22 protein-coding genes are annotated in these 23,566 nt (G+C 38.6%); 4 read left to right on the top strand and 18 right to left on the bottom strand.

Annotation, left to right across the window (positions count from 1 at the left end):
* Positions 1 to 21: 21 nt before the first annotated feature.
* The 10 genes from FFM70_RS10950 to FFM70_RS10905 are packed head-to-tail and all read right to left on the bottom strand — an operon-like array spanning position 22 to position 9,745.
* Complete coding sequence (locus FFM70_RS10950) at positions 22 to 1,185, bottom strand: polysaccharide pyruvyl transferase family protein (RefSeq protein WP_137616891.1); 1,164 nt, start codon at positions 1,183 to 1,185, stop codon at positions 22 to 24.
* Between the two features lie 13 nt (positions 1,186 to 1,198).
* Entirely contained in the window at positions 1,199 to 2,263 is a 1,065-nt protein-coding gene (locus FFM70_RS10945) for a glycosyltransferase family 4 protein (protein WP_171002361.1), read from the bottom strand.
* A gap of 46 nt (positions 2,264 to 2,309) precedes the next feature.
* A complete protein-coding gene (locus tag FFM70_RS10940) occupies positions 2,310 to 3,407 on the bottom strand; it encodes an EpsG family protein (RefSeq protein WP_137616889.1) in 1,098 nt (365 codons plus the stop codon).
* A gap of 41 nt (positions 3,408 to 3,448) precedes the next feature.
* Positions 3,449 to 4,417, bottom strand: coding sequence for a glycosyltransferase family 2 protein (locus tag FFM70_RS10935; RefSeq protein ID WP_137616888.1), 969 nt, complete (start codon positions 4,415 to 4,417; stop codon positions 3,449 to 3,451).
* Positions 4,418 to 4,441: 24 nt separating this feature from the next.
* Positions 4,442 to 5,356 carry a glycosyltransferase gene (locus FFM70_RS10930; RefSeq protein ID WP_137616887.1) on the bottom strand — a complete coding sequence of 305 codons (915 nt, stop codon included), beginning with the start codon at positions 5,354 to 5,356 and terminating at the stop codon, positions 4,442 to 4,444.
* A 4-nt stretch (positions 5,357 to 5,360) separates the two neighbouring features.
* Positions 5,361 to 6,437, bottom strand: a complete 1,077-nt coding sequence (locus FFM70_RS10925; protein WP_137616886.1) for a glycosyltransferase — start codon at positions 6,435 to 6,437, stop codon at positions 5,361 to 5,363.
* A gap of 4 nt (positions 6,438 to 6,441) precedes the next feature.
* Positions 6,442 to 7,320: a glycosyltransferase family 2 protein gene (locus tag FFM70_RS10920; RefSeq protein WP_137616885.1), complete on the bottom strand. Its 879-nt coding sequence runs from the start codon at positions 7,318 to 7,320 to the stop codon at positions 6,442 to 6,444.
* Between the two features lie 19 nt (positions 7,321 to 7,339).
* Entirely contained in the window at positions 7,340 to 8,473 is a 1,134-nt protein-coding gene (locus tag FFM70_RS10915; RefSeq protein WP_137616884.1) for a serine hydrolase domain-containing protein, read from the bottom strand.
* A 5-nt stretch (positions 8,474 to 8,478) separates the two neighbouring features.
* Positions 8,479 to 9,072 carry a P-loop NTPase family protein gene (locus FFM70_RS10910; RefSeq protein WP_137616883.1) on the bottom strand — a complete coding sequence of 198 codons (594 nt, stop codon included), beginning with the start codon at positions 9,070 to 9,072 and terminating at the stop codon, positions 8,479 to 8,481.
* Between the two features lie 16 nt (positions 9,073 to 9,088).
* Positions 9,089 to 9,745 carry a YveK family protein gene (locus FFM70_RS10905; protein ID WP_137616882.1) on the bottom strand — a complete coding sequence of 219 codons (657 nt, stop codon included), beginning with the start codon at positions 9,743 to 9,745 and terminating at the stop codon, positions 9,089 to 9,091.
* A gap of 703 nt (positions 9,746 to 10,448) precedes the next feature.
* Between FFM70_RS10905 and FFM70_RS10900 the strand changes: the two genes are divergently transcribed.
* Complete coding sequence (locus FFM70_RS10900; protein ID WP_137616881.1) at positions 10,449 to 11,309, top strand: IS982 family transposase; 861 nt, start codon at positions 10,449 to 10,451, stop codon at positions 11,307 to 11,309.
* 384 nt (positions 11,310 to 11,693) lie between these two features.
* Positions 11,694 to 12,554: an IS982 family transposase gene (locus FFM70_RS10895; protein WP_137616880.1), complete on the top strand. Its 861-nt coding sequence runs from the start codon at positions 11,694 to 11,696 to the stop codon at positions 12,552 to 12,554.
* A gap of 545 nt (positions 12,555 to 13,099) precedes the next feature.
* On the opposite strand, the gene FFM70_RS10890 is transcribed toward FFM70_RS10895, so the two are convergent.
* From FFM70_RS10890 to FFM70_RS10880, 3 genes are all read right to left on the bottom strand, one after another.
* Complete coding sequence (locus tag FFM70_RS10890; protein ID WP_171002360.1) at positions 13,100 to 14,083, bottom strand: acyltransferase; 984 nt, start codon at positions 14,081 to 14,083, stop codon at positions 13,100 to 13,102.
* A 37-nt stretch (positions 14,084 to 14,120) separates the two neighbouring features.
* A complete protein-coding gene (gene larD / locus FFM70_RS10885; RefSeq protein ID WP_137608245.1) occupies positions 14,121 to 14,834 on the bottom strand; it encodes a D/L-lactic acid transporter LarD in 714 nt (237 codons plus the stop codon).
* A 196-nt stretch (positions 14,835 to 15,030) separates the two neighbouring features.
* Positions 15,031 to 15,942, bottom strand: coding sequence for a YihY/virulence factor BrkB family protein (locus FFM70_RS10880; protein WP_137616878.1), 912 nt, complete (start codon positions 15,940 to 15,942; stop codon positions 15,031 to 15,033).
* A gap of 124 nt (positions 15,943 to 16,066) precedes the next feature.
* Here FFM70_RS10880 and FFM70_RS10875 point away from each other — a divergent pair, with 124 nt between their 5' ends.
* Complete coding sequence (locus tag FFM70_RS10875; protein ID WP_137616877.1) at positions 16,067 to 17,008, top strand: glycosyltransferase family 2 protein; 942 nt, start codon at positions 16,067 to 16,069, stop codon at positions 17,006 to 17,008.
* A gap of 48 nt (positions 17,009 to 17,056) precedes the next feature.
* Here the strand turns inward: FFM70_RS10875 and wecB are convergent, their stop codons facing one another.
* The 3 genes from wecB to FFM70_RS10860 form a co-directional block, all read right to left on the bottom strand.
* Positions 17,057 to 18,172 carry a non-hydrolyzing UDP-N-acetylglucosamine 2-epimerase gene (wecB, locus tag FFM70_RS10870; protein WP_137616876.1) on the bottom strand — a complete coding sequence of 372 codons (1,116 nt, stop codon included), beginning with the start codon at positions 18,170 to 18,172 and terminating at the stop codon, positions 17,057 to 17,059.
* A gap of 111 nt (positions 18,173 to 18,283) precedes the next feature.
* A complete protein-coding gene (locus FFM70_RS10865) occupies positions 18,284 to 19,819 on the bottom strand; it encodes a serine hydrolase domain-containing protein (RefSeq protein ID WP_137616875.1) in 1,536 nt (511 codons plus the stop codon).
* Positions 19,819 to 20,982 (bottom strand): serine hydrolase domain-containing protein, encoded by a 1,164-nt coding sequence (locus FFM70_RS10860; protein WP_137616874.1) that lies wholly within the window; start codon positions 20,980 to 20,982, stop codon positions 19,819 to 19,821. Before FFM70_RS10860 ends, FFM70_RS10865 begins: the two co-directional genes overlap by 1 nt.
* A gap of 238 nt (positions 20,983 to 21,220) precedes the next feature.
* Between FFM70_RS10860 and gdhA the strand changes: the two genes are divergently transcribed.
* Positions 21,221 to 22,576, top strand: coding sequence for an NADP-specific glutamate dehydrogenase (gdhA, locus tag FFM70_RS10855; protein WP_171002359.1), 1,356 nt, complete (start codon positions 21,221 to 21,223; stop codon positions 22,574 to 22,576).
* A gap of 63 nt (positions 22,577 to 22,639) precedes the next feature.
* Here the strand turns inward: gdhA and FFM70_RS10850 are convergent, their stop codons facing one another.
* Both FFM70_RS10850 and FFM70_RS10845 read right to left on the bottom strand, forming a co-directional pair.
* Positions 22,640 to 23,158 carry a hypothetical protein gene (locus FFM70_RS10850; protein WP_137616872.1) on the bottom strand — a complete coding sequence of 173 codons (519 nt, stop codon included), beginning with the start codon at positions 23,156 to 23,158 and terminating at the stop codon, positions 22,640 to 22,642.
* A 9-nt stretch (positions 23,159 to 23,167) separates the two neighbouring features.
* The gene (locus FFM70_RS10845; protein WP_137616871.1) at positions 23,168 to 23,551 is read right to left on the bottom strand and encodes a type II toxin-antitoxin system MqsR family toxin; all 384 of its coding nucleotides are present in this window, start codon (positions 23,549 to 23,551) and stop codon (positions 23,168 to 23,170) included.
* Between the last annotated feature and the right edge of the window lie 15 nt (positions 23,552 to 23,566).

Below are 23,566 nucleotides of genomic sequence, written 5' to 3'. Positions count from 1 at the left end.
CAGAATAAAAATACATGCCGACTAATGTTTTGCATCCATAAAACACATTTTAAGAAAAGCATTCGTCTTACTTCGGTTACTTGCTATAATCTCTTCGCGATTCGTATCACAAAGATTCAACCATTCGCCCGATTGAATCTTTCCACCTCCATCATGATATCGATCCATAAGTCCGAACTGTGTTAAAATCGTTTCAATTCTCGTGCTCATACTTCTGACCTTATCGATTCGATCTAATACCATAAAAGGTGTATTGAATATAATTGAAAATGCGACCCCGTGAAATGAATCTGTAAAAAAGAATGTGGCCTGTGAAATTAATCCTAAAAACTCATCCGGAGTAAAATCATAACTTTCCGGATGTGAAAACTCATTTAGATAGACAACAGATAAATTTTGCTCAGCTGCAAACTTATTCACCATTCTTTTGTATTGAATAGTCATTTTGCCCAAAAAATATGTAAGAATGTACTTATTTTTTGGCATATTATTAGGAAGATTAGACATCTTTTGCCATTCAAGTTTATCCACTAAAAACACAGGATCAAGCAACAACGTAGCTTTCTTTGAACTAAGTTTTTGAACAATCTCTACTCCACTTTTCTCACGAACTGAAATGTGATTCATTTCTGAAAGTCCAAGCTTATAATCCTTAACAAATTTATTATCAATGTCTTGCACACCAAAACTAGCGGAAAACGAATTACGTTTATTTTTCTGAACGAATGGCAAAAAAAAGAAGCTAGGGAAATGAATCCCATCCAAATTCCAGACCTGATCCGATCCGACAAAAAAAGTGAAATATTCATCATTCAAAACTTTAATCTGTTCCTGATTAAAAAAAACAGATTGGTTTAAAGCATACGAAGTTTCATGTATGTATTTCCGGCTAAATTCTTCAAACCTCATTACTCTTTTTTCCCGAATTGCATTTTCCCGCAAATATCTGTTCTTGTTTATGAGATTGCTACATTTTTCCATTATTGTTTTATGAATATCCAGATTCATGATATGCTTACACAATTTTTGCCAAATCGTCATTTGTTGAATGGAATATTCCGGTCGAAACAAGATTGTATCCACTTGGTACCCCATCTTTTCAAGGTGATTTTGCACGGCAAAATTTTGTAAACGATTTCCGTAATTCTCATTTCCATTCAATGTGAAAAGCCCAATTTTTTTCATTTTATTCCCTCAATTATCTAACCAAATTCAAAAAAATGTTTTCCATATTTTGAGCCGAAGATGCTAAACTGTATTTTCTAATGTCACTAACCCCCATGCGCGCAATTTTAACACGTTCATCTTCCGATGCTAAAATTGATATAATTTTATTACAAAAAATATCTTTTTTATTAGGAGTAATTAAAAAAGAATTTTTTTTATTCACAGCATACTCCCTCACTCCTTCAATATCGCTCGAGACTAATACTGATCCAGCCGACATCGCCTCCATGCCTGTCAAGCCCCATCCTTCAGAAAGCGATGGAAGTAAATATACCTTTGCTTTCCCATATATTTGATCTCGAAGATATTGTTGTGTTGGATCTTGAATATATGAAAAATAGTTTGGTAAATTTTGGGGAGTATCATACGCTCCAAACATTCGGACCTGTAGATTTGGTACCACCTTATGCACGTCTTGAAGAACATCCATTCCAAAACCAATATTTTTCAAGTCCGAAACATGATACATCATTGCAACTATATTGTGTCTGTTAGGAATCGATTGTGCAAAGTTGTATACTGATCCATCAAGAAAATTAGGCACGACAGAAATCTTATCTTTCGTATATTTATTAATCTTTTCTTTCAACCAATTCGCAATGACGATTTTTTTCATTTTTAATTTAAAAGAATCAATTAAAACCTTTTCTGAATAAGCCCATGTTTCATATCCTTGAATAAAATAAACTTTTTTTCCCAATCTTTCATCCAAGTTATCCATCCAAAAAGCAGTTTGTACTGCAGTTGCGACGACAACATCCGAAGTAGGAATCTCCGAAGCAAAGATAATGTTATTTAATACTTTTACTCTAGTATCTAATTTAAACCAATTTATTTCAAAATCACCCGAAAATTTATGTTTCAAAAATGAAATTATCTTTTTCGTTTTTGGAATCTTCTCAGGATACAAATAATTAAGAAAACAGATGGTAACGTCATGCCCCATAGCAACAAACTGATTAGCATACTGAAAAACTATCTTATATCCACCAATCGGTTTTTCACTAAAAGGTGGCAACACAAAACTAATCTTCATCTTCATATTCCTTTCAACATTAGCATCCTATTCTACACCTTACAACTTATCCAGCTAAATGAATTGTAGTACGAATGATTTCTCCAGAATTAGGATATAATATTACATTTTGTAAATAATATGTTGTAATCGCCAGAAACATACCGCATATTATCACCCCAAAATTTTCTAAATATAGATATCTCTTTCTCTTAGGATGTGATTCAACAAAAGCAGCTATATATATATATATAAACATTGTTGTATTTCTGAGCAATCTACAATAGTCCAAGGAGACTGTCATCAAAGCAACTGCAATAATTCCTAATAACATAATTGGTATAATTGAATTGGATAATCGATTATTGATCTTATTTTTTCTCATCCAATTTGACATATATAGTGCTAGATATAATTGAACTATTGCAATTATTCCAGCTATCAATAAAAAACGTTTCCCAGCTGCATTGCTATATACTGCAGCAACATTGCCAACTACTGATGATCTGAAATTGAATATATTTAAAACAATTTGAGAAATCTTCAATATTTCAGAATGAAAAATAGCGCTAAGAAATACAATAATCACACTCAGTATAATCAATGCCTTTGCAAAGACTTTTTGTGTTTCTAGTCTGAACATCGAGATTATCAACGGAATTGCAAATGTCAGTGCAAGCGTATGCGTCGACGACGCGAGAAACAAAATGATTGCCGTAACTAAATAACTTTTTACATTTGAATGTTGCACAAAGGTAAAGGCAAGCACCACAATTGAAAGCATGAATGAATTTCTGATCTGAATTGCATCTACAGGAAATATAGAAATAGCATATAAAAACGCTACAATCGCCACATTATTGGTTATTCTTAGGATTCCCCAAAGCAGTAACACAACGGATAAAAGCGCCATTACCATCCTAAATTTTGGATATTCAAATCCTACATTCTTTCCAATGTGACTTAACAAATTATATCCACTTTCAAAGTAACTAGTCCTAGAATTATAATTTGTCATATACAGTGTATAGTCTGGAGTAATTCCCGGTGTAGCAGCACCAATCAAAAATCCTGTTAAAATCAATAGTATAATTCCACTGATCTTTGACAACCATATTTTAGAAAAAGAAACAAGATTTTCAGAAATCATGATTAAAAATGCCATATTTCCCCGCCTTCTCGCGCTATTTGTCGTTAGTTCACAACTTACTGTATCTTTGAAAGATTAGCATATCGATAAAATACTAATAAGAATACAACATGTCTCAGTCGAAATTTGTCCCATAGACATTTATAATTTTTAAAAATTGAAGCTACTCTTCCTCTGAAACTTTGTTGCTTCACAAAATCCTGTGTTGCACGTATCATAGTCATATTAGTATTTGGCACATTTGTCCAATTTAATACTTGTATTACAAGCATTAAATCATGAAACAAATGCCGATAATGATTTTTTTTAAAACCGATTTCAAATTGCGAATGTTTCTGTGGAGCAGCTCCAAGTACATTATTCTCGTGCTGCCGATACCCTACTAATGTCTTAGGTATAAAATACAGATTATCATAAACCTGTGTGAGCAGTGCTATAATCGAATCATGCATTAAAACACTTGAAAATTTGCGAGCATCAATTCTTATCACTTCATCTCTTGCAGCGCGATTTATCGCAAATGCTGCACCAGTTACACGAGTATTAAACATCAATAAGGAAAGGTCTCTTTTCTCATCATAACTCCAGCCTTGTTCCTGCATCATGGTTTTTCCCAATGCTTTTCCCTCTGTATCAATTAACGATAAATCCGAATACACACCGCAAGGAATTTTATCACAATGTTTCTTAAATTCATTCATAAACGTTGTGACCTTATTATAAAACCACACATCATCTTGATCACAAAAGAAATAATAATCTGCTTCGACGCATCTCATTAGACTATAAAACGAGCCCTGAACTCCCAAATTTGTACCTGAATTCTGGAGTAAATGTATATTTTCACTTCTCGTCATATACGTTGTAACAATACTCTCAGTTTCATCACAAGACCCATCGTCGCGTATATACAAGTCCAGAGTATACTCATCTGAATCAATTTTTTGATTTAAAATACTTTCAATTTGTTCTGATAAATATTTACGTCCATTATACGTTGACATTATCACCGCAACTTTTTTCAAAATACTCCTCCAAATTTCGTTATCTTACACCATCAGTAAAAATTTAATAGTCTTGTGTAGATTAAGTCCAACAAATCCATTTTTTTCCATCAACGCAATTCTTTTTAGTTTACTTCGTGTATTAAGTATTTTTAAAAACAATAATGCATAATTTGTAGTTTTTTTGAAATCAATGCTCAATAACTTCACCATCAAATTGATGTTTCTATTCCGAAATTTCTTTTTGTTTTTCAGATCATTAAGAAATCTTTTTTCCGGTCTTAAAAACTTATTCTGAGAAATGTTTTTTGTTACATTATTCTCATGTATCCTGTGCATCATTGTGCTTTCATCCAAATAATAAATTTTACCATAAGTTAAGGCTACCAATACTAGCCAATTATCGTGGTTCTCTGCTTCAAGAGGTATACTTATTCCTAAATCTGCGAGTTCACGATTTATCATCATTGTACATCCCATAATCCAATTCTGCAGCAACAACTGTTGCATTCCATATTTTTTATGAAATAACGAACCATATCGCAAGTTTAAGTTTCCATGTATATCATTTTCATCGTAATTCGTATATATTAGTGTTGGTCCCTTCTCTATCTGCAGCATACTATCTAATGTATCTGTCACTTTGTTTTCGTGCCACACGTCATCCTGATCCGCAAACATTATATAATCATAATCCAATGGCTCTACATAATACATTAATCTTTTAAAGTTTAGTAGCTGTCCGTGTGATCCACTATCTTTAAATTTAATCAGATGAATACGCGAATCGAGTGTCTCAAAGTTGGCAATAATTTTTCGGGTTCTATCGTGCGAACCATCATCACCTATATATAGTTCCCAGTTTGTATAAGTCTGTCTAACAATACTTTTTATTTGATCACATAAAAAGTCCTCACCATTGAATGTTGCCATTAGAATATTAACTTTTTTTTGCTTCATTCCTTTAATTTCCCCTTTGAATTAAAGTGACAAGTGACAACTTAGAACGCTTTCTGTTATCAATAACCTTTACTATATTTCTTTTGCCTTGAATGCATGATTCCATCTTTTGAACTAAGTCTGATACATCCTTCAAATTGAAAAATTCACGATTAGGATACCCATTTAATATTTCGTTCCCAAAGCTTGTATTGCCCGCAAGAATATAATCACCCGACTGCCTTGCTTCCAATAACGGCAGTCCAAATGTTTCCAGTAATGAGGGAAAAACTAGTACATGCTTTTTGTAATAGGTCATTACCGTCTTACGATCTAACATTCCTACTAGCTTAACTGACTTTGGTACAGAAAGATTTAAGTCAGCTACATTTTTTTCTGTCAAGGTACATATAACTTCAAAATTATTCCCTCTTGCTTCCAATTCTCTCACTGCATTAAACAAAAACTCATGATTTTTGTACTTCATTGCAGTAGCAGGATAAAAGAAACTACTAAAGTCAGGCAGCGCATTACTTTCGCTTGAATCTACATGAATATTATTAGGTGGCAATATAAATACTCTTGATGGCAAAGCCAAGTGTCTTTGAAGTATAGCGTCCTTCATCCACTTAGTTTGTACAATCACATTGGTTTGTGTATGCTTTATTGTATAATTAATAATATGACCAATAATGGCTTGATGCACCCAAAGATTCCGCTCTTCCTTGCGAAATGGTGAAAACCTAATTTCATTCTGAAACGTCAACGGCTGATGTACATAATCCCACTTAGATGCCTTTACCCCTAACGTCATAGTATTTTGAAGTGAAAAATAAATATCCGGATGTAACTGATTTATCACTTTTCCACCAGAAAATAATTCAAAAAGCAGTCGTGCTATTTTTGATCTTTTTAATTTAGGTTTAATAATTACCTTAATGTTCGCTGTCTCTTGCACATAAGGACCAGATAGTAAAAAAATCCATTCAATTTCATTATGCAATTTACTGTATTGCAACACTTCTTCGTAAAAATCAGTTAAAACAGAAAAAACCCCTCCTGAATCAGGAACCGCAACGATATCATTTACAACTATACGCATAATTCTATTTCCCCTTAATTTTTCCAATTGTATATCCAGAATATTTTATAAGAGTTCGAAGTATCAATTCTGGTATTTTTACAATATTCCCCTCGTTTATCATTTCCTTAATTTGTGCAAAGACTAGCTTAATTCCATTTGATTCATTGGATCCATATTCTTTCTGAATCCAGGTATTCTCAGCGTGAAAAACACCGATACTTAGATAACGCCTAAATAATCCATAAAAATTCAATCTATTTGAATGAATCGCCATTGCATCTGCACAATATCCAATTTTGTACCCTGCATCAATTGCCCTGGCAGCAATGTACATGTCTTCAGCAAAACGTATTTTTGACGGAAAATTTCCAATTTTTCTTAGCAATTTTGAATTGTATATTGAAAATGCATCTGATGAAAAAACCGTTTTAATTCCCAATTCATTAACATCATTTTTTGCTTTGATTAGGCTCCTGGATGGATAATTAAATGTCCTATCCTTCGCATCAAAATAATTTTCTGTGTTTTCATTTACAATTTGACGGCCATATGCAACTAATATGTTTGGATCCCGTGAAATAAAATCGAATAGGCTTTGAAGCGCTCCCGCTTTTAGAAAAACATCTTGAGTCATGAAGAACACAAAATCGCAGTCTTTCAAAATATTCACTGCCTTTTGTCTTACCAATCCATGTGTAAACAGCTCTTTGTCTATATCGAAAGTTTCAAATCCATTATCCACCGCTATCTTTTTTGTTTCATCTTCCGATTCAGAATCAATAATTATCTTTCTTAATTCAAAACTAATTTTTTGCTTTCCAATCATCTTAACTACTTTTTCAAATTCCAGTCCCGCATTATATGTTGGAATCATTAGACCTACTTTTAAACTATTATTCACTAACGTTTGCCCCCCGACATTAAAAAAGCTTTCGCAAATCTTTAAACAACTCAGCGTCACTTAATTGTACATTGGGATAATTAGAACCTGTAATTAAAAGGCGATTCTCTTTAACTACATATTCCATTCTAATCTCTTGATTGTGTGTTCTTAAAATCAGCGATTGTTTCGCTGAGGATACTTTGTTTTTTGAATCAATTGTCGTAATCGAATTCAAAAATAACTTACTGAATCTCCTCGAAAACAGTTCATTATTCAAAATTTTAGTATATGAAATAACTACATCCGATAGTGACATTCGTAACTGATCATATCCCAAGATTGGATCAGCTAACTGTATCATCTTTTTTTGACTAGGAATCCCATTGGTAGTTGCATATATGTAACTTTCAACATCATTGGATTGTGTCCCTTCTTGTGGTGAATACACTCGAGTATTTGTTAAGCCTAGAGGGATAATTATTAATTTTTTTAATGTGCTTAGATAAGTAGTTCCTGATATTTTCCTTATAAGCCTAATTTTAATTAATGAATCCGCAGATATACTATCTTTTACATGTTTCTTATTAAAAATAATACTATTATATGAATTTGGTAAATCGTTGCTACTTACTTGTGTTAACTGTTTTAAGGTGACAAACCTTCCGGACCCATCATTTAGTAATTTTTTAATGGTATAACTTCCAGCATTAGAAACATATGTGTTAATATTACTATTCAGGTTGAGCTTGCCTTGACTTGCATAGTGCAATAAAATTGCATTATTAATAAGCTCCTGATACTTTCCAACTAAAAATGCACTATTAATTCGAAAAACTGCTGACCCACCTGCATTTGCATATCCTCTAGCTCCCGAAAACCTTACTTTCCCATCCTCAATTCCTAAATAAGCGCCAATATGATGCTTCGCATTAATCTTTCTCATGACCTGATTAAACTGCTCTTCTTTCTTACCTGTAAGAGCATCGCCTCCAAAACTTGTCTTTCTTGAAAGAGAAACTTCCAGTCTATCACTTTTCACGGCTACAGCATCTGGGGAAGTGGACTCTGAAACAAGATCATCTGTATATCTCCAATAAGTAAATATTCCAAGCGCAAATGCTACAAAGACCAAGAAAAGCACAACAACTATTTGTCGTGTCCTAGTTTCCATTCCGTCTATTCCTCCTTGACATCAATATATCCGATCAATTTTGCATCATTTTTTCGCAAAGCCTTTATTATCTTATACACTGTCCGTTTATTAGTTGTTTTTGAATTTGAAACTAACAGAATGCCGTCGGAAACTAAGATGTAGTTTTCACATGTATCAATATGTTCAAACATAGGTGTGTTGATTAGTACTTTTTCATAGTCCAAACTCAATTGATTAATTAAACTAGCAAATCTTGGATCTCCAATTAAATATTTAGTTTCTGCTATTTCTACATTTCCAGACGAAATCACACTTGTATTCTGCCCACTTACCCGATTAGTTATATCATTCAAACTAATTGATTGGTCATTTAGATAATTAGACAATCCTTGTTGATTTTTCATTCCAAAAGTTTCTATCAAAGAATTATTTCCAAAATCAGAATCAACAATCACAGTCTTCATACCCGCCTGACCGTACATCAACGCCATATTGGCAATAATTATTTGTTGAACTCTTGTAGTTTCCAAAGAGATGAAGGTAATAATGTTTGCTTTTTCTCCAACATTGGAAAGACCACTATTAATTTTTCTAATTCCATTCTTAATATCGCTCATACTTTATATCCTCACTTTATTTATTGATTTTGTGAAGGCTAATAGTAGCTAGATGCTTAACTTCATACATGTCACTAATGTATTTATCATCTTTAATTTTCCCTATCCAAACTAAATGGATTCCAGTAATAACTACCGCAAATATCAATCCAGCCACGACACCTATGGACGCAGTCTTCCCCATACTAGACCTAAAATCAATTGTCTTAGAAGTACTTGCCTGTGACATAATTGACGTATTCGCCCCAGATAAATATTTTCCTATATTTGTTATAAACAGTCTCATAGCTTCATTTGCTAAGTATTTTGAATACTTAGGGTTATCACTTACCACCGTTATTGTAAAGAAGGGCGAGGTACTTCCTTCCGGGGAAAGGGTTACTTTGTAATTATCTCTATAACTTGTACTTTTCCACGCACTTTCATTAACTTTTTCATTTATAATTGTTTTAAAACGAGAAGATTCTACAAACTGTTTATATGAGGTTACTAAGTTATAATTGTTATCATTCTGAACCAGATGCCCAGCCGAAACATATTGCACTCCTTGGGATTTCAAGGAACTAAAGACACTGCCAAGGCCACCAATTACTCCAATCAATATAACAATAATCATATATTTCTTCAAAAAACGTACAACTAACTTCCGGTTTAATCCAATTGCAAGTTTCATCATTTTCCTCCTAGAACCTACTTCAAACTTAAAAATTAAAACACTTAGATTTGAAACACCCAAAAAAATTTTAAAAAACATGTAATGTGTTAAGCAATGCTAGTTAAATTTCCACTCTAACCTGATTACGATAAGCACAAATGCTAATTACTTCGAAAATAACCGGATTAATAAAACCCTCAAAGTCAAAAAAACAAACAACTAAATTCACACGAACAGTCTCCGATAAATTACATACAAATCCAACCACTTCGATCTCCCTGTGACCAAGACGCTAACTCAACAACTACACTCTTAACAATTTTTTGATATATTAGTAAGCTAAAAATTCATCTTTAAAGGCCAAAAATAGTACTCCTCACGTTACACTCCAAAAAGCTACCATTCCAGCTAATTGAGTGAGAATAAAATTTCCTTGAAAAATACATCTTCCGATAAGAATTGTACTAAATCCTTAGTTAAATTAACCACAACTAACGATTAAACATCAGATTTTCCGTCAATAATACGGCATATGGTCATGTCAAACGACTAGTAAGCCACGTGTTTTGCCTTTGAGCCACATCAGACATAGCTAATTTTGAAACAAAAATTGTTGTACACATAAATAATTGATACGCTTGGTGCTAGTTGATTAGATTTGTACAAAAATAGCCCAACAAGGCTACACTATAGTTACTCTACTAACTAAGAAGTGAATGCCATGTTGGACCAATTACAGTATAAGCAATCAGTCATTAAAGTTCAATCACCACTAGCTAAATGGATTACGCTACTATCACCGTTGTATCAACGCTTTGTACCAGTATCAATTCAATTTAGAAAGAATTACCAATACGCAAAATTAGACGATATTACGTTGTTAGCCTTACTTTGTTGGCAAGTGGAATTGGGCATGACCGATCAACGCCGCTTTTACCGTTTTCTTCTAAGCTTAGGATTCAAGGGGCTACCGGAACGCTCCCGATTCAATCGTATTAGCGTTAACGCCATGAACATTTTTCAGTGGATTCGCTTTGGTTTAATTCAAACAATTATGCCCAATCCTACGTATACCATTATCGATAGTTTTCCTATGCCCTTATGTCATCCAATTCGTAATCACCGTGCTAAGCGATTAGGTTCAATCGCAAATATCGGTTTTAATTCAACCAAAAGGCAATGGTACTACGGGCTTAAGGGGAACTTTGAAGTGACCAATCAAGGTGTCGCAGTTGCCTACACCATTACAAAGGCTTCTATTCATGACGTAAATATGGTGACCACATTGGTAGACCAATATCCGTGTCGTCAAATACTGGCAGATACAGGATATTTAAGTCGAAAATTAAAGACTCAATTAGCTGAAATTGGCATCAACTTTTGGACTCCTAAGCGACGTAATATGCATCACACCGGGACTGATGACCGATTATTGAAGCGAAATAGACGTCAAATAGAGAGCGTATTTTCACGTTGGGTCAGTCTTTTTAATCCAGAAAAGGACCGTGCACACTCAGTAAGAGGCTTTCAAGCTAGACTAGAACAATGCTTATTAGTGGATACTATAAACCAAATCAACTAGCACCAAGCGTAATTGATCGCTTGATACAATAAATTTATCAATATCGTCGATACTTGCCTGCTTTATAAAAGCATCTCCCCTTCCTCCCAACACATTGCTAATGTTATTATTAACTATTCGGCAATTTGGAATCAACGTGAACGAAATACAAAAAATCTTAGATATACACGTGTTCAACACCCATGCAGAAAAAACAAAAAACTTTCCAGTATACATATCAAGATTCTATCACTACTTGTAACTACCTACAACACTCAACCGAAGAAAACATCAATTAAGTCCGCACTATCGTTCGTTACACTTGATGCTAGTTGATTAGATTTGTACAAAAATAGCCCAACAAGGCTACACTATAGTTACTCTACTAACTAAGAAGTGAATGCCATGTTGGACCAATTACAGTATAAGCAATCAGTCGTTAAAGTTCAATCACCACTAGCTAAATGGATTACGTTGTTATCACCGTTGTATCAACGCTTTGTACCAGTATCAATTCAATTTAGAAAGAATTATCAATACGCAAAATTAGACGATATTACATTGTTGGCGCTACTTTGTTGGCAGGTAGAATTGGGAATGACCGACCAACGGCGCTTTTACCGGTTTCTTCTGAGTCTAGGATTCAATGATCTACCGGAACGTTCTCGATTCAACCGGATTAGCGTTAACGCCATGAACATTTTTCAGTGGATTCGCTTTGGCTTGATTCAAACAGTTATGCCTAATCCTACGTATACCATTATCGACAGCTTTCCAATGCCCTTGTGTCACCCAATTCGTAATCACCGCGCCAAGCGATTACGTTCAATCGCAAATATTGGCTTTAATTCAACCAAAAAGCAGTGGTACTACGGGCTCAAAGGAAGCTTTGAAGTGACCAATCAAGGTGTCGCAGTCGCCTACACTATTACAAAGGCTTCAATTCATGATATAAACATGGTGACCACATTGGTAGACCAATATCCGTGTCGTCAAATACTGGCAGATACAGGATATTTAAGTCGAAAATTAAAGGCTCAATTAGCTGAAATTGGCATCAACTTTTGGACTCCTAAGCGACGTAATATGCATCACACCGGGACTGATGACCGATTATTGAAGCGAAATCGACGTCAAATAGAGAGCGTATTTTCACGTTGGGTCAGTCTTTTTAATCCAGAAAAGGACCGTGCACACTCAGTAAGAGGCTTTCAAGCTAGACTAGAACAATGCTTATTAGTGGATACTATAAACCAAATCAACTAGCACCAAGCGTATCATTATCTAAACACCTATGACAATTACTATTTAATCGGCGGCATTGATAATCGTCGTGCTTTTGAACTGCAGACAACCATTTAGCCTGATTTCACGTGAAATAATTGCTTGAGTGCAACCATCTTACTATATATTTTTTGATATAGCCCCACTAAAGTGACGAAATTTAGTATGCCCCCCTAGTCATTCAAAATTAGGTGACTGTATAGAATTCGTAGTCTGAGTTTCTGAGACTTTGGAGACAACAGTGTTGATAATTATTTTGGCTTGTACTCCCGAATTTTTATCAGGTCCATCATGTACCTGTTCTCTCTTACTACGTTTTTGAAGAAAATTTTCAAGAGCCTATACGAACGCTTTTTATAGTAAAACGTTTGTATAGGCTCTTAATCTAAGTCTTACTAATCCTGGTGCATGCAAATCTTATTTTACGAGGATTCAGGACATGAATCTTCTTTTACCTTCGAGCACCTGTTGTCCTCACTTGTGAATTCACTGTTAAAACTTGCAGTATGACCAACAACCTCCACCATTTATCTAGACCATCGTTTACACAGATGTAAACATTCCGTATAACATTTCGTAAGAACTACTGAGAACAAGACTACCAAAACAAATTCAAACAACAAATTTAATATAGAGTTCAGTGACAAGCCAAACCAAGCTTCAAACTTTCGAATACCATCAAGAATCATTGGATGTGCCAAATAAATTCCGTAAGAGCTTTTCCCAACACTCATCAGTGAACTACTGGTCAAGTGAATTGCAATCACTATTAAGATAACACTAACAGAGTATACAATTACAGATGGTTTCATCGAAGTAGTAGGCGAAATTGAATGGTTTAATTCCAACATTTTTGTCTCGAAAAACAGCAAACATACAGACAACACACCAACTACTGACACCCATATCCTATTATTTTCTAATTTGTGTAATTTTTCTTCAAAATCGTTTGACATCCAAATTCCAAAGCCAAAATAAAACATCCAATTAAAGATGTTCTGCCCTTTGATCATCCATCCAACATTACCAATCACACCAATACTCTGACTTACAATTGTTAGTAGGAGCAATAATACTATTCCAGAATTAGAATGTACAATTTTCTTAAAAATTGGATATGCTATATAAAATACAAATGTTATGGGAATGTAATATAGATGATACTTCGTGGTTCCAAGTAGTAGTCCACTCATTAGTGCGATTATACTATGAATAGAAATACTTGCTTTAAAATTTACTAGCCAATACGCAATACTCCATAAAACATACGGGACTAATAATCTTTTTGCTTGTTTAATAATATACCCAAGATAATCAATATTAATTTTTCCAGACATGGTTAGCCCCCAGCCAGACAAAAATAAAAACGCTGGTACCGCAAAACGCGATAGCTGGTTCAATATTAAACCACTCCATGAACTTGAAACATACAAACCACTTACATGAATTAACAATACTCCAAGTATTGCAAGACCTCTCAAAGTATCCATAGATAAATACCTTTTACGCATACAAGTCTCCTCTATCATAGTGACACAGTTAAAACTTTTATATTCCAAAAAATCCGCGCATAAACAATGCCGCGCAAGCCGCCCCAACAAAAGGTGCAATCCCAGGAACAATGATCCCGTATTGCCAGTCGCTGTCAGCCTTGTTCTTAATTGGTAAGATGGCATGTGCAATCCGAGGACCCATGTCTCGAGCTAGGTTCATGGCAAATCCGGTAGGACCACCAAGACCCATCCCGATAGCCCATACAAGTAAGCCGACACCAATTGGCACGATACCAGGTGTCTTCACTTCAGAAATAGCTAAAATACCAGAAATAAATAGGAACGTGTCAAAGAATTCGACAAAGAAGTTCCGTGGTAAATTCCGAACGGCCGGTGCCGTAGAGAACAAGTTACGAATCGTAATTGGTGAAATTTCACCTTCGGAAGCTTTGAAGTGATCTGCGTACATGATCCAAACGATCACTGCACCAACGACCCCACCTAAGACTTCAGCGATTGAATAAGGAATGAAAGCACTCCATGGTAAATTGCCCAATAAGCATTGCGCTAAGACCATGGCTGGGTTAATACATACATTACCAAAAATAAATAGCGAAATCGTAATCCCGAAACCCCAAGTCGTAATCGCAAAAATATGGCCAGACCCACGATACTTAGTCCCTTTCAAGACCTCGCTACAATGAACTCCGACACCAAAAATAATCATCAAGGCGGTTCCCATGAACTCTGCCAAAAGCTGATGAATCACTATATTCTCCTCCTGTGGCGTGCGTAACGCCGATTTATTTGACTAGTACTAACTTTCTGAAAGCAAACAGTCTTTTTTCACACGAACACCATTATACACAAAAACCTAACTGTTTTATACGAAAACTTTACTAATGTTCTTAATTTAATGGCATTTAACAAAAAAAGTCGTGCCGACTCATTTTAAAAGTCGAACACTACTTTCTTTTACCGAATTGTCGACGCAAACGTCGCATCACTCGCGGTGACTTCGGTTCAATTTTGTCCTCAAACCATTCTTGCACCGACGCGTTCACCACACCACCAAACATCAACAACATGCCAGAAAAGTTCAGCCAAAACATGAGCACAATCAGACTCCCAATCGTTTGATAAGAGGTTACTCGACGTGCAAATAACTCAACGTATAATCTGAACCCTTGTGAAATCACAATCCACCCAATCGTCGTCACCAACGCTCCCGTCCATACATAGCGCAAACGTACTGCCGCATTCGGAACAAAATAATACAACAACATTGCTAACATGAACATCCCAACAAAGGTAATGACGTTTTTATTAGCAATTAGCCGTGCCCACCAACGTGGAATAAAGGCCGCTGAAGTATTGGTTAAATTTAAAATGGCATCCATCACAACTTGGCTCAGTGTAAAGAAGATAGACAGACCAACTATTAGTAGTAATAATCCTAACGTCAATAGAAAGGCCATCAAGCGGGTAACAATTGCCCCCTGCGCATTTGTTACCCCGTAAGCTTCATTTAAACTGCGGCGAATCGCTGCGATAATCTGCGACGCCGACCAAATCGTGACGACGATCCCGATTGACAAACTACCACTCCCACTGGACGAAATGAAAGAGAGCAGAATTGGTTTGATTGTCGCATAAATGTTGCTCGGGATAAATTCCTGCGCATAAGCTAGAATTTGACGAGTCTGTAAATTAAAACGCGCGACAATATTCCCAACAATTAAAATAATAGGTGCAATTGACATCAACGCATAGTAAGCTAAAACTATTGAGTTGTTACTCACATTAGCTTGGTTATACCGCCGAATAACAATTTCAATCCATTTGGTGGTTTTTGGATAACGTTCCTTTAGTTTCATCATTGTTTCTCCAATAGTTAACTTAGTTCAGTCAATTATACAATGCTTTGAAACTTGAAACATCTTTAAATCCATTGTGTTAAGCTAATAGATAGTAAAAAGGGATATTAGGAGATAACGAATTATGAAAACCATGAGTTTAATTGTGCCTTGTTATAACGAGGAACCCACAATTGAAATTTTCTATAATACTGTTGAAAAGGTCTTCAGCGACCATCCGGACGAATTTAAAGATATTCATCATGAATATATGTTCATCAATGATGGCTCTAGTGACGGCACGTTGGCCGAATTTCGCAAATTAAATGCCGCTCATCCAGACATTGTCCATTACGTCTCATTTTCACGAAACTTTGGTAAAGAATCCGGTTTAGCGGCCGGCCTCCAACATGCTAAGGGTGATTACATCGCAGTGATGGACGTGGATTTACAAGATCCACCCGAACTTTTACCTAAAATGCTGACCACCCTTGAAAGTGGCGACTATGACTGTGTCGGGACGATGCGTGAAGATCGGAAAGGCGAACCAGTCATCCGCTCCTTCTTCTCTCGCTCTTTCTATTCAGTCATCAATCATATTTCCAAAGTTCAAATTATTCCAAACGCCCGCGATTATCGTTTGATGACGCGCCAAATGGTCGATGCCATTTTGGCGATGCCTGAATACAACCGTTTCTCAAAGGGAATTTTTAATTGGGTTGGTTTTCGAACTACCTATCTGAAATTCGAAAACGCACCCCGTTCTGCCGGCGAAACGCACTGGTCTTTCTGGCAGTTATTCAATTATTCCATTGAAGGTATCGTTGACTTCTCGGATGTACCGTTGAAGATTGCGACCTTTATTGGAGGGCTGTTTGCTTTTCTAGCCGTTGTTGGGATTATTATCGTTATTATCCGTAAGCTTATGTTCGGCAATAGCGTCGGTGGCTGGGCGTCAATGGTCACATTAATGATGTTCATTGGTGGAATCCAGTTATTCTGCTTAGGCATCATCGGAAATTATATCGGCAAGATTTATCTCGAAACCAAGCATCGCCCACTTTACATCGTTCAAGAAGAAAAATAACTAATTTACCCGTCGTAATTCGAAAATTACGGCGGGCATTTTTATTGCTTAATTAAACTTTTGCCAAATAGCATCCAAAATATATTCCGCGGCATGACCATCACCGTACGGGTTCTTGGCAGCTGCCATACGGTCATACTCCGCCTGGTCATCTAACAAACTCTCCATGGCTGCTTGAACTTTAGTCGTATCAGTTCCGACCAACTTCAAGGTTCCAGCGGTAACGCCTTCTGGCCGCTCCGTAGAATCCCGCAAAACTAACACGGGTTTATTTAACGAAGGTGCTTCTTCTTGCACCCCACCGGAATCCGTCATGATGAAGTAACTCCGTGCCGACATATTATGAAAATCGACCACATCCAACGGGTCAATCAAGTGAATCCGGTCCGTATGCCCTAGAATTCGTTTAGCAACCGTCTGAACAGCGGGGCTTAAATGGACTGGATAAACTACTTCAACGTCTGGATGACTGGCAACAACTTTCTTAATCGTCTCAAACACGCCTGCCATTGGAGTCCCTTGATTTTCACGCCGGTGCATCGTCAGCAAAATCATCCGATGTCCTGGTTGTACTAAATCCAACACGGCATGATGGTACTGGTCATTGACCGTCTGCTTCAACGCATCAATCGCCGTATTTCCAGTAACCGTAATCTGATCAGCGGGATGATTTTCCTTGAGCAAATTAGCCTGACTCAGTTCGGTTGGCGCAAAATAAAGATCAGCGAGTACATCCGTCAATTGGCGGTTCATCTCTTCTGGATATGGTGAATATTTATTCCAAGTCCGCAACCCCGCTTCAACATGGCCAACTGGAATCTGATGATAAAACGCCGAAACACTGGCCGCAAAAGTCGTGGTCGTATCCCCATGAACCAGCACAATATCGGGTTGCGCTTCGGCCATGATGGCATCCAGCTTCGTCAACACGCGACTGGTGATGTCTGCCAGCGTTTGATTCGGCTGCATAATATTCAAATCATAATCTGGTTTAATTTTAAAAATGGCCAACACCTGATCGAGCATCTCGCGGTGTTGCGCGGTCACGACCGTAATCGGAATAAACTTGTCTGTCTGTTGTTGGAGTTGCAACACGATTGGGGCCATTTTAATGGCTTCGGGTCGGGTTCCAAAAATCGTCATTACTTTTAATTTTTTAGTCATCGTCCACACACTTTCCACAATAGTTTCATTACTTTTATGATACCGTTAAATTAATTGAACCGCTATAAGTTCACTCATTCTTTACAAAAATAAAACGGCGTTGGCCGACTTTCATCGACTAGCGCCATTTTGTAAGCTCTTCAAAATTTGATTGACCAATCTTTTCCCGCGATAATGATTTCCCCGATTCACAAAAAGCACCACGGTATAATCCCCACTGGCAGTCCGACTGTAATAATTACTAATATTATTATCAAAGCCAGTCGCATGTTGCGCACCATCCACCCCGTAATACAGCCCAGCCGCATAGGTATTCGTGCGCATCGCCGTCAGCTGCCGTTGCATGGCAGGGCTTAAAAACACCCCTGCGTTGAACGCCGCCACAAAACGATAATAGTCCAGCACGGTAGTCCCAATATCACCGGCACCTAACTCGCTGGATAAAAGCGGCGCTGAAATCGTTGCCGGTGCCCCAGTTGTCAAGTACGGCGTAACCACATTTTGCTCATCAAACTGATGCCAAGTCATCGTCTGCGTCATCCCGGCCGGACGTAAAAGGTGCTCAGCCAAATTCGCCGCATACGACCGACCTGTCACTTGCCGAATGATGCCAGCTAACAACGTATAGTTGGCGCTACAATAATGCCAACGACGTTGATCCGTGACCGTTAAATGCTGTAGCGTCCAACGAATTGCGTCAGATTCTGACAACGTTTTTGCTGGTGCAACTTCGGACATCCAGATGCCAGACGTATGGTTCAACAGCGCTTGAATCGTGATTTGGCTCGCATCAGTCAAATGAGGATAAAACCGGGTCAATGTGGTGTTCAGACTCAACCGATGTTGCGCGACCAGTTGTCCAATCAATACCCCGGTCATGGCCTTTTGCAACGAAGCAATGGGATATACCGTTTGAGCCGTATTTACCCGGCGCGTCTGTTGATCTGCCATCCCATAGCTACGAGTACTGGGTCGAGCATTATTTGCCTGCGCCACTAGCAAGGTTCCTTGAATACCAGCTGCCGTGATTAGCTGATCGATATGGCGCCAAGTCGTTTCCCGGATTGGCTGATAATGGACTGACACCGCCTTAAAGGCCTGCGCCGACACCCAACCATAGTCGTGCTGATTGTGTTGCAACAAATAATAACTACCCACTGCCGTCTTAGCACGTTTAATCACTTGAAACTCACTCGTTGTCAGCGCCTGCCCTTGCTTAGACCAACTTTTACGCGCTATTTTGGTCCCAGGTGGCCCACCAGCGGTTACAATGACCTGTTGCTGCCCACCGTGCGCCACCAGTCGGTCATTCAACAATTTAACCGCCGTCAATTTAAGCGGCTGTTTCGTCGCAACCACCTGCGCTGACCGCCGTGCCACCCAACCGACCCGTTGACCGTTCAATGTCGTCACTCGCAAATAACTACCGTGGAGCGTGCCTAAATAGGGTTGCCCAACTGGTAGCTGGGTTACTTTTCCACGTCCCGTCGTTGACTCCGTAGGCACTTGGGAATACACCCGCACGGTTGGTATCTTCAGCGTGACATACACCGTTTTAGCCAGCAGCTCTCGGGAGGCTCGCGGCCAGAGCCAAAGTCCCAGTGCCAAGCTAACGAGCGCTAAACTGAGCACCTTGAGCAACCGCATCAAAATGGCTCCGATCGTTGTAGAATGGCTTGAATCTCCAACCCAATAGTATTGTCCCCGTGAAATGACCCTTGATTATCGAAAAGGACTACCCCAACTTGCCCATCGGTCGTCCCCATATAATAGGTGTGAAACGAGTTGTCATTGCCCCCGATGCGAACATTGCCGTTGCCAAAATAGTAGATTCCGGCCGCATAGTGTAATTTTTGGTTCGCTGATAGTTCGTTAAAACCTGCCTGACCAACTAACTTACCAGTAAATAAAGCATTAATAAATTTATAATAATCCCCAACACTAGCGTATAAACTCCCACAGCCGAGTTCACTGGACTGCAGTGGTTTAGAAATCACCGCGCTTTGAGAATAGCCGTTAGTCAATTGATACGAGTTTGGATTGATCACATTGATTGGGACCTGATTATACGCATAGGTATGATGCATCTGAAGTGGCTTCAAGACATCCGCCTGCAAATTAGCCATATATGATTTGCCAGTCGCCTTGCGAATGATTCCAGCAAGCAACGTGAAGTTTGCATTAGAGTATGCATAGGCATGATTATTAGTCGATTTGAGATGCTTCACCGTGAAATTAATTTCAGCCGCCTCATTTGGCAGCGTCATTGTCGGCACTGGTTCACCCATCCGAATCCCAGAAGTGTGATCAAGTAGGTCTCGAATCGTGATCCATTTCGCATACCGGATTTTAGGGAAATACGTACTCAAAGGCGTCGTCATGGTCAACTTACCCTGATTGATCAAGCTCTGAATGACAGTCGCAGTGAGTGCCTTTTGCAGTGACGCCAATGGGTAAACTTCGTTAGCACTGTTTTTCCGGCCACTCGCCACGTCTGCATAGCCATAGGACAGCGTTTGAACTCCTGCCAGGCCATTATTTGTCACCAGCAACGTGCCCATCACATGGCCGCGCGCCATTAAGGCATTAATTTTAGCTAAGGCTTGGGCTTTAGTATACTGACCAGTTTGTGGTTGCGACTTGGCATGAGTTTTTTTAGGATTCGTGGGTCGTTTAACCACAATTGTTGCCGAATCGGCACTCGTTTGCACCGGTTTATTAGCAGGTAACATTTTAACAATAAAGCCACCAATTCCAACCAAAAATAGTGCCCCGATTAAGGCTGTGACCACCAACGATTGTCGCTTCATCACAATCCCCCCCATCTATCTGTCGCTAGAATACGACGCCACTTTTTAAAATGCACGTAAAACCAAATTTATGTAAAGCCACCGAACAACCTGATTATTGGTCGCCACTTGGCATTAATATTTTTATATAAATATTGCACAATCACCAAAAATTCACGGAAAGTTAGCCAATTTAACTCGTGCAATTAACGAACTAAACCTTTAGAATATGAGTCATAGTTAACTTAAACATGGAAGGATGATTATATTGAGCAAAGCTACTGATTACTTAGAACAAGTTTATAACGTGATTGAACATCGTGATCCAAACCAGCCAGAATTTTTGGAAGCTGTTCACGACTTCTTCAAAACGATGACCCCAGTTTTTGAGGCCCATCCAGAATACATCGATGCCAACATTTTGGAACGTTTAACCGAACCAGAACGTGTCATTCAGTTCCGAGTTCCTTGGTTAGATGATGCTGGCCATGCTCGTGTTAACCGTGGCTTCCGAGTTCAATTTAACTCCGCCATCGGGCCGTACAAAGGCGGCTTACGACTCCACCCTTCTGTGAACCTAAGTATCGTTAAATTCCTAGGCTTCGAACAAATCTTCAAAAATGCTTTAACTGGTCTCCCGATTGGTGGTGGCAAGGGGGGCTCAGACTTTGATCCTAAAGGCAAATCCGACAATGAAATTATGCGTTTCTGCCAAAGCTTCATGACCGAACTCAGCAAGTATATCGGCCTCGATACCGATGTTCCCGCTGGTGATATTGGCGTTGGTGGTCGTGAAATTGGCTTCTTATATGGCCAATACAAGCGGCTCCGTGGCGCCGACCGTGGTATTTTAACGGGTAAAGGTCTCTCCTATGGTGGCTCACTTGCCCGGACTGAAGCAACTGGTTATGGTCTCGCCTACTACACTGACGAAATGCTCAAAGCAAACGGCTTGAATTTCGCCGGTCAACGGGTTGCCATTTCTGGTGCCGGTAACGTGGCCACTTATGCTATCCAAAAAGTCACCGAACTTGGTGGTAAAGTGTTAACTTGTTCCGATTCCAACGGTTATGTCGTGGATGAGAATGGGATTGACTTTGAAGTTGTTAAACAAATTAAAGAAGTTGAACGTGGCCGTATCAAGGAATACGCCGACCGCGTTGACAGTGCTACTTACAATGAAGGTTCCGTTTGGTCTGCTAGATTAGCTTACGACATCGCCTTACCATGTGCGACGCAAAACGAAATCGACGGTGACAAAGCGCAAATCGTCATCGCTAATGGTGCCAAAGCCGTCGCTGAAGGAGCCAACATGCCAAGCACGCCAGAAGCAATCGCGGCCTACCAAGCTGCCAAGGTGCTTTACGGCCCAGCTAAAGCTGCCAATGCCGGTGGTGTTGCAGTTTCTGCCCTTGAAATGAGTCAAAACAGTATGCGTTTGAGCTGGACTTTTGACGAAGTCGACGCCCGTTTGAAGAAAATCATGCAAGCTATCTTCGAACAATCCGTCGCAGCCGCCGATGAATATGACGTCAGTGGTGACTACCTGAGTGGTGCAAATATTGCCGGCTTTACTAAAGTCGCCGATGCCATGATGGCCCAAGGACTCGTTTAAAAAACTATGCTTAAAACACCCCGTAAAAGTTGTGATTTCAGACAACTTTTTACGGGGTGTTTTTTAGGCTTGCACTTTAGCTAATATGGCGCGATAACGGGCTTCATCGAATGCTTCAGTGAGACTGGCACGGCGCTTACGGACCAGCGCAGCAAACGCCAATCGGTTTTGTGCTAATCGCAGTAAACTATCTTGCTCATCTGACTGCAAAACTAGTTCGTTTTCGATTTCGGACAAACTACTATGACTAATCCCAATAATGGCAGCCATTTCACGACCACTTAGACCATACGTAGTGCGGCTCTTTTTAACTGCCGCCCCAGATAAGATCTGATAGCGTTCCCGATAGTTCTGCCAGTCGCGGCGCGTATTCCAATCGGGATCGTCTAATGGCAAAAGGTAGGCCTCCATATCTGCTAAGTCAGCAGTGAGGGGAACCCAGTAGCAATGTTTCACTGAAATTTGGCGGCGCCGAATTTTAACTGTTTCATTAAGTTCAACTTCTCGATAAGTCACTGTTTTCTGTAATACAGGTCGCCAATAATTGATCTGACGACGAACCTTAATTGCTGGATTTTCCATTATTCTCCCTCATAGTCGCCTAAACGACTTGTCAATCGATCTTTCAGTTGGATGAAAAGAACGAAATTCCGTCCCATGTTCGGTCACAAAGAATTTGACATAAATTTCACCTTGATACAGTTGCACAATAAATTCATAGACTCGATCAGCCGCCGCCAGATCAAACCCATGACGATGACTCGGGCCGCGGTAGAGACAACCACTCGTCAGCGCATTCACCGCATCTGCGAGTAATTTTGCTTGACTAAGGCCACGTTCAGTCGCAAACAGTGCTGATTTCATATTCAAAATACTGACAATCTTATTTTGGTCGTAATCCTGTCTGATTTTTAAAACTGCCAGAGTAGCTTGTACTTGATCATCCCTCAATGAGCGCTCCCAACTGTTACTCATCAGTAACATTATGCC

Origin of the sequence: Lactiplantibacillus nangangensis, from assembly GCF_005405065.1 — a bacterium.
GTDB classification, from domain to species: domain Bacteria; phylum Bacillota; class Bacilli; order Lactobacillales; family Lactobacillaceae; genus Lactiplantibacillus; species Lactiplantibacillus nangangensis.
Note: the sequence above shows the minus strand (reverse complement) of the source record. Positions and strands in the feature narration are given on the sequence as shown.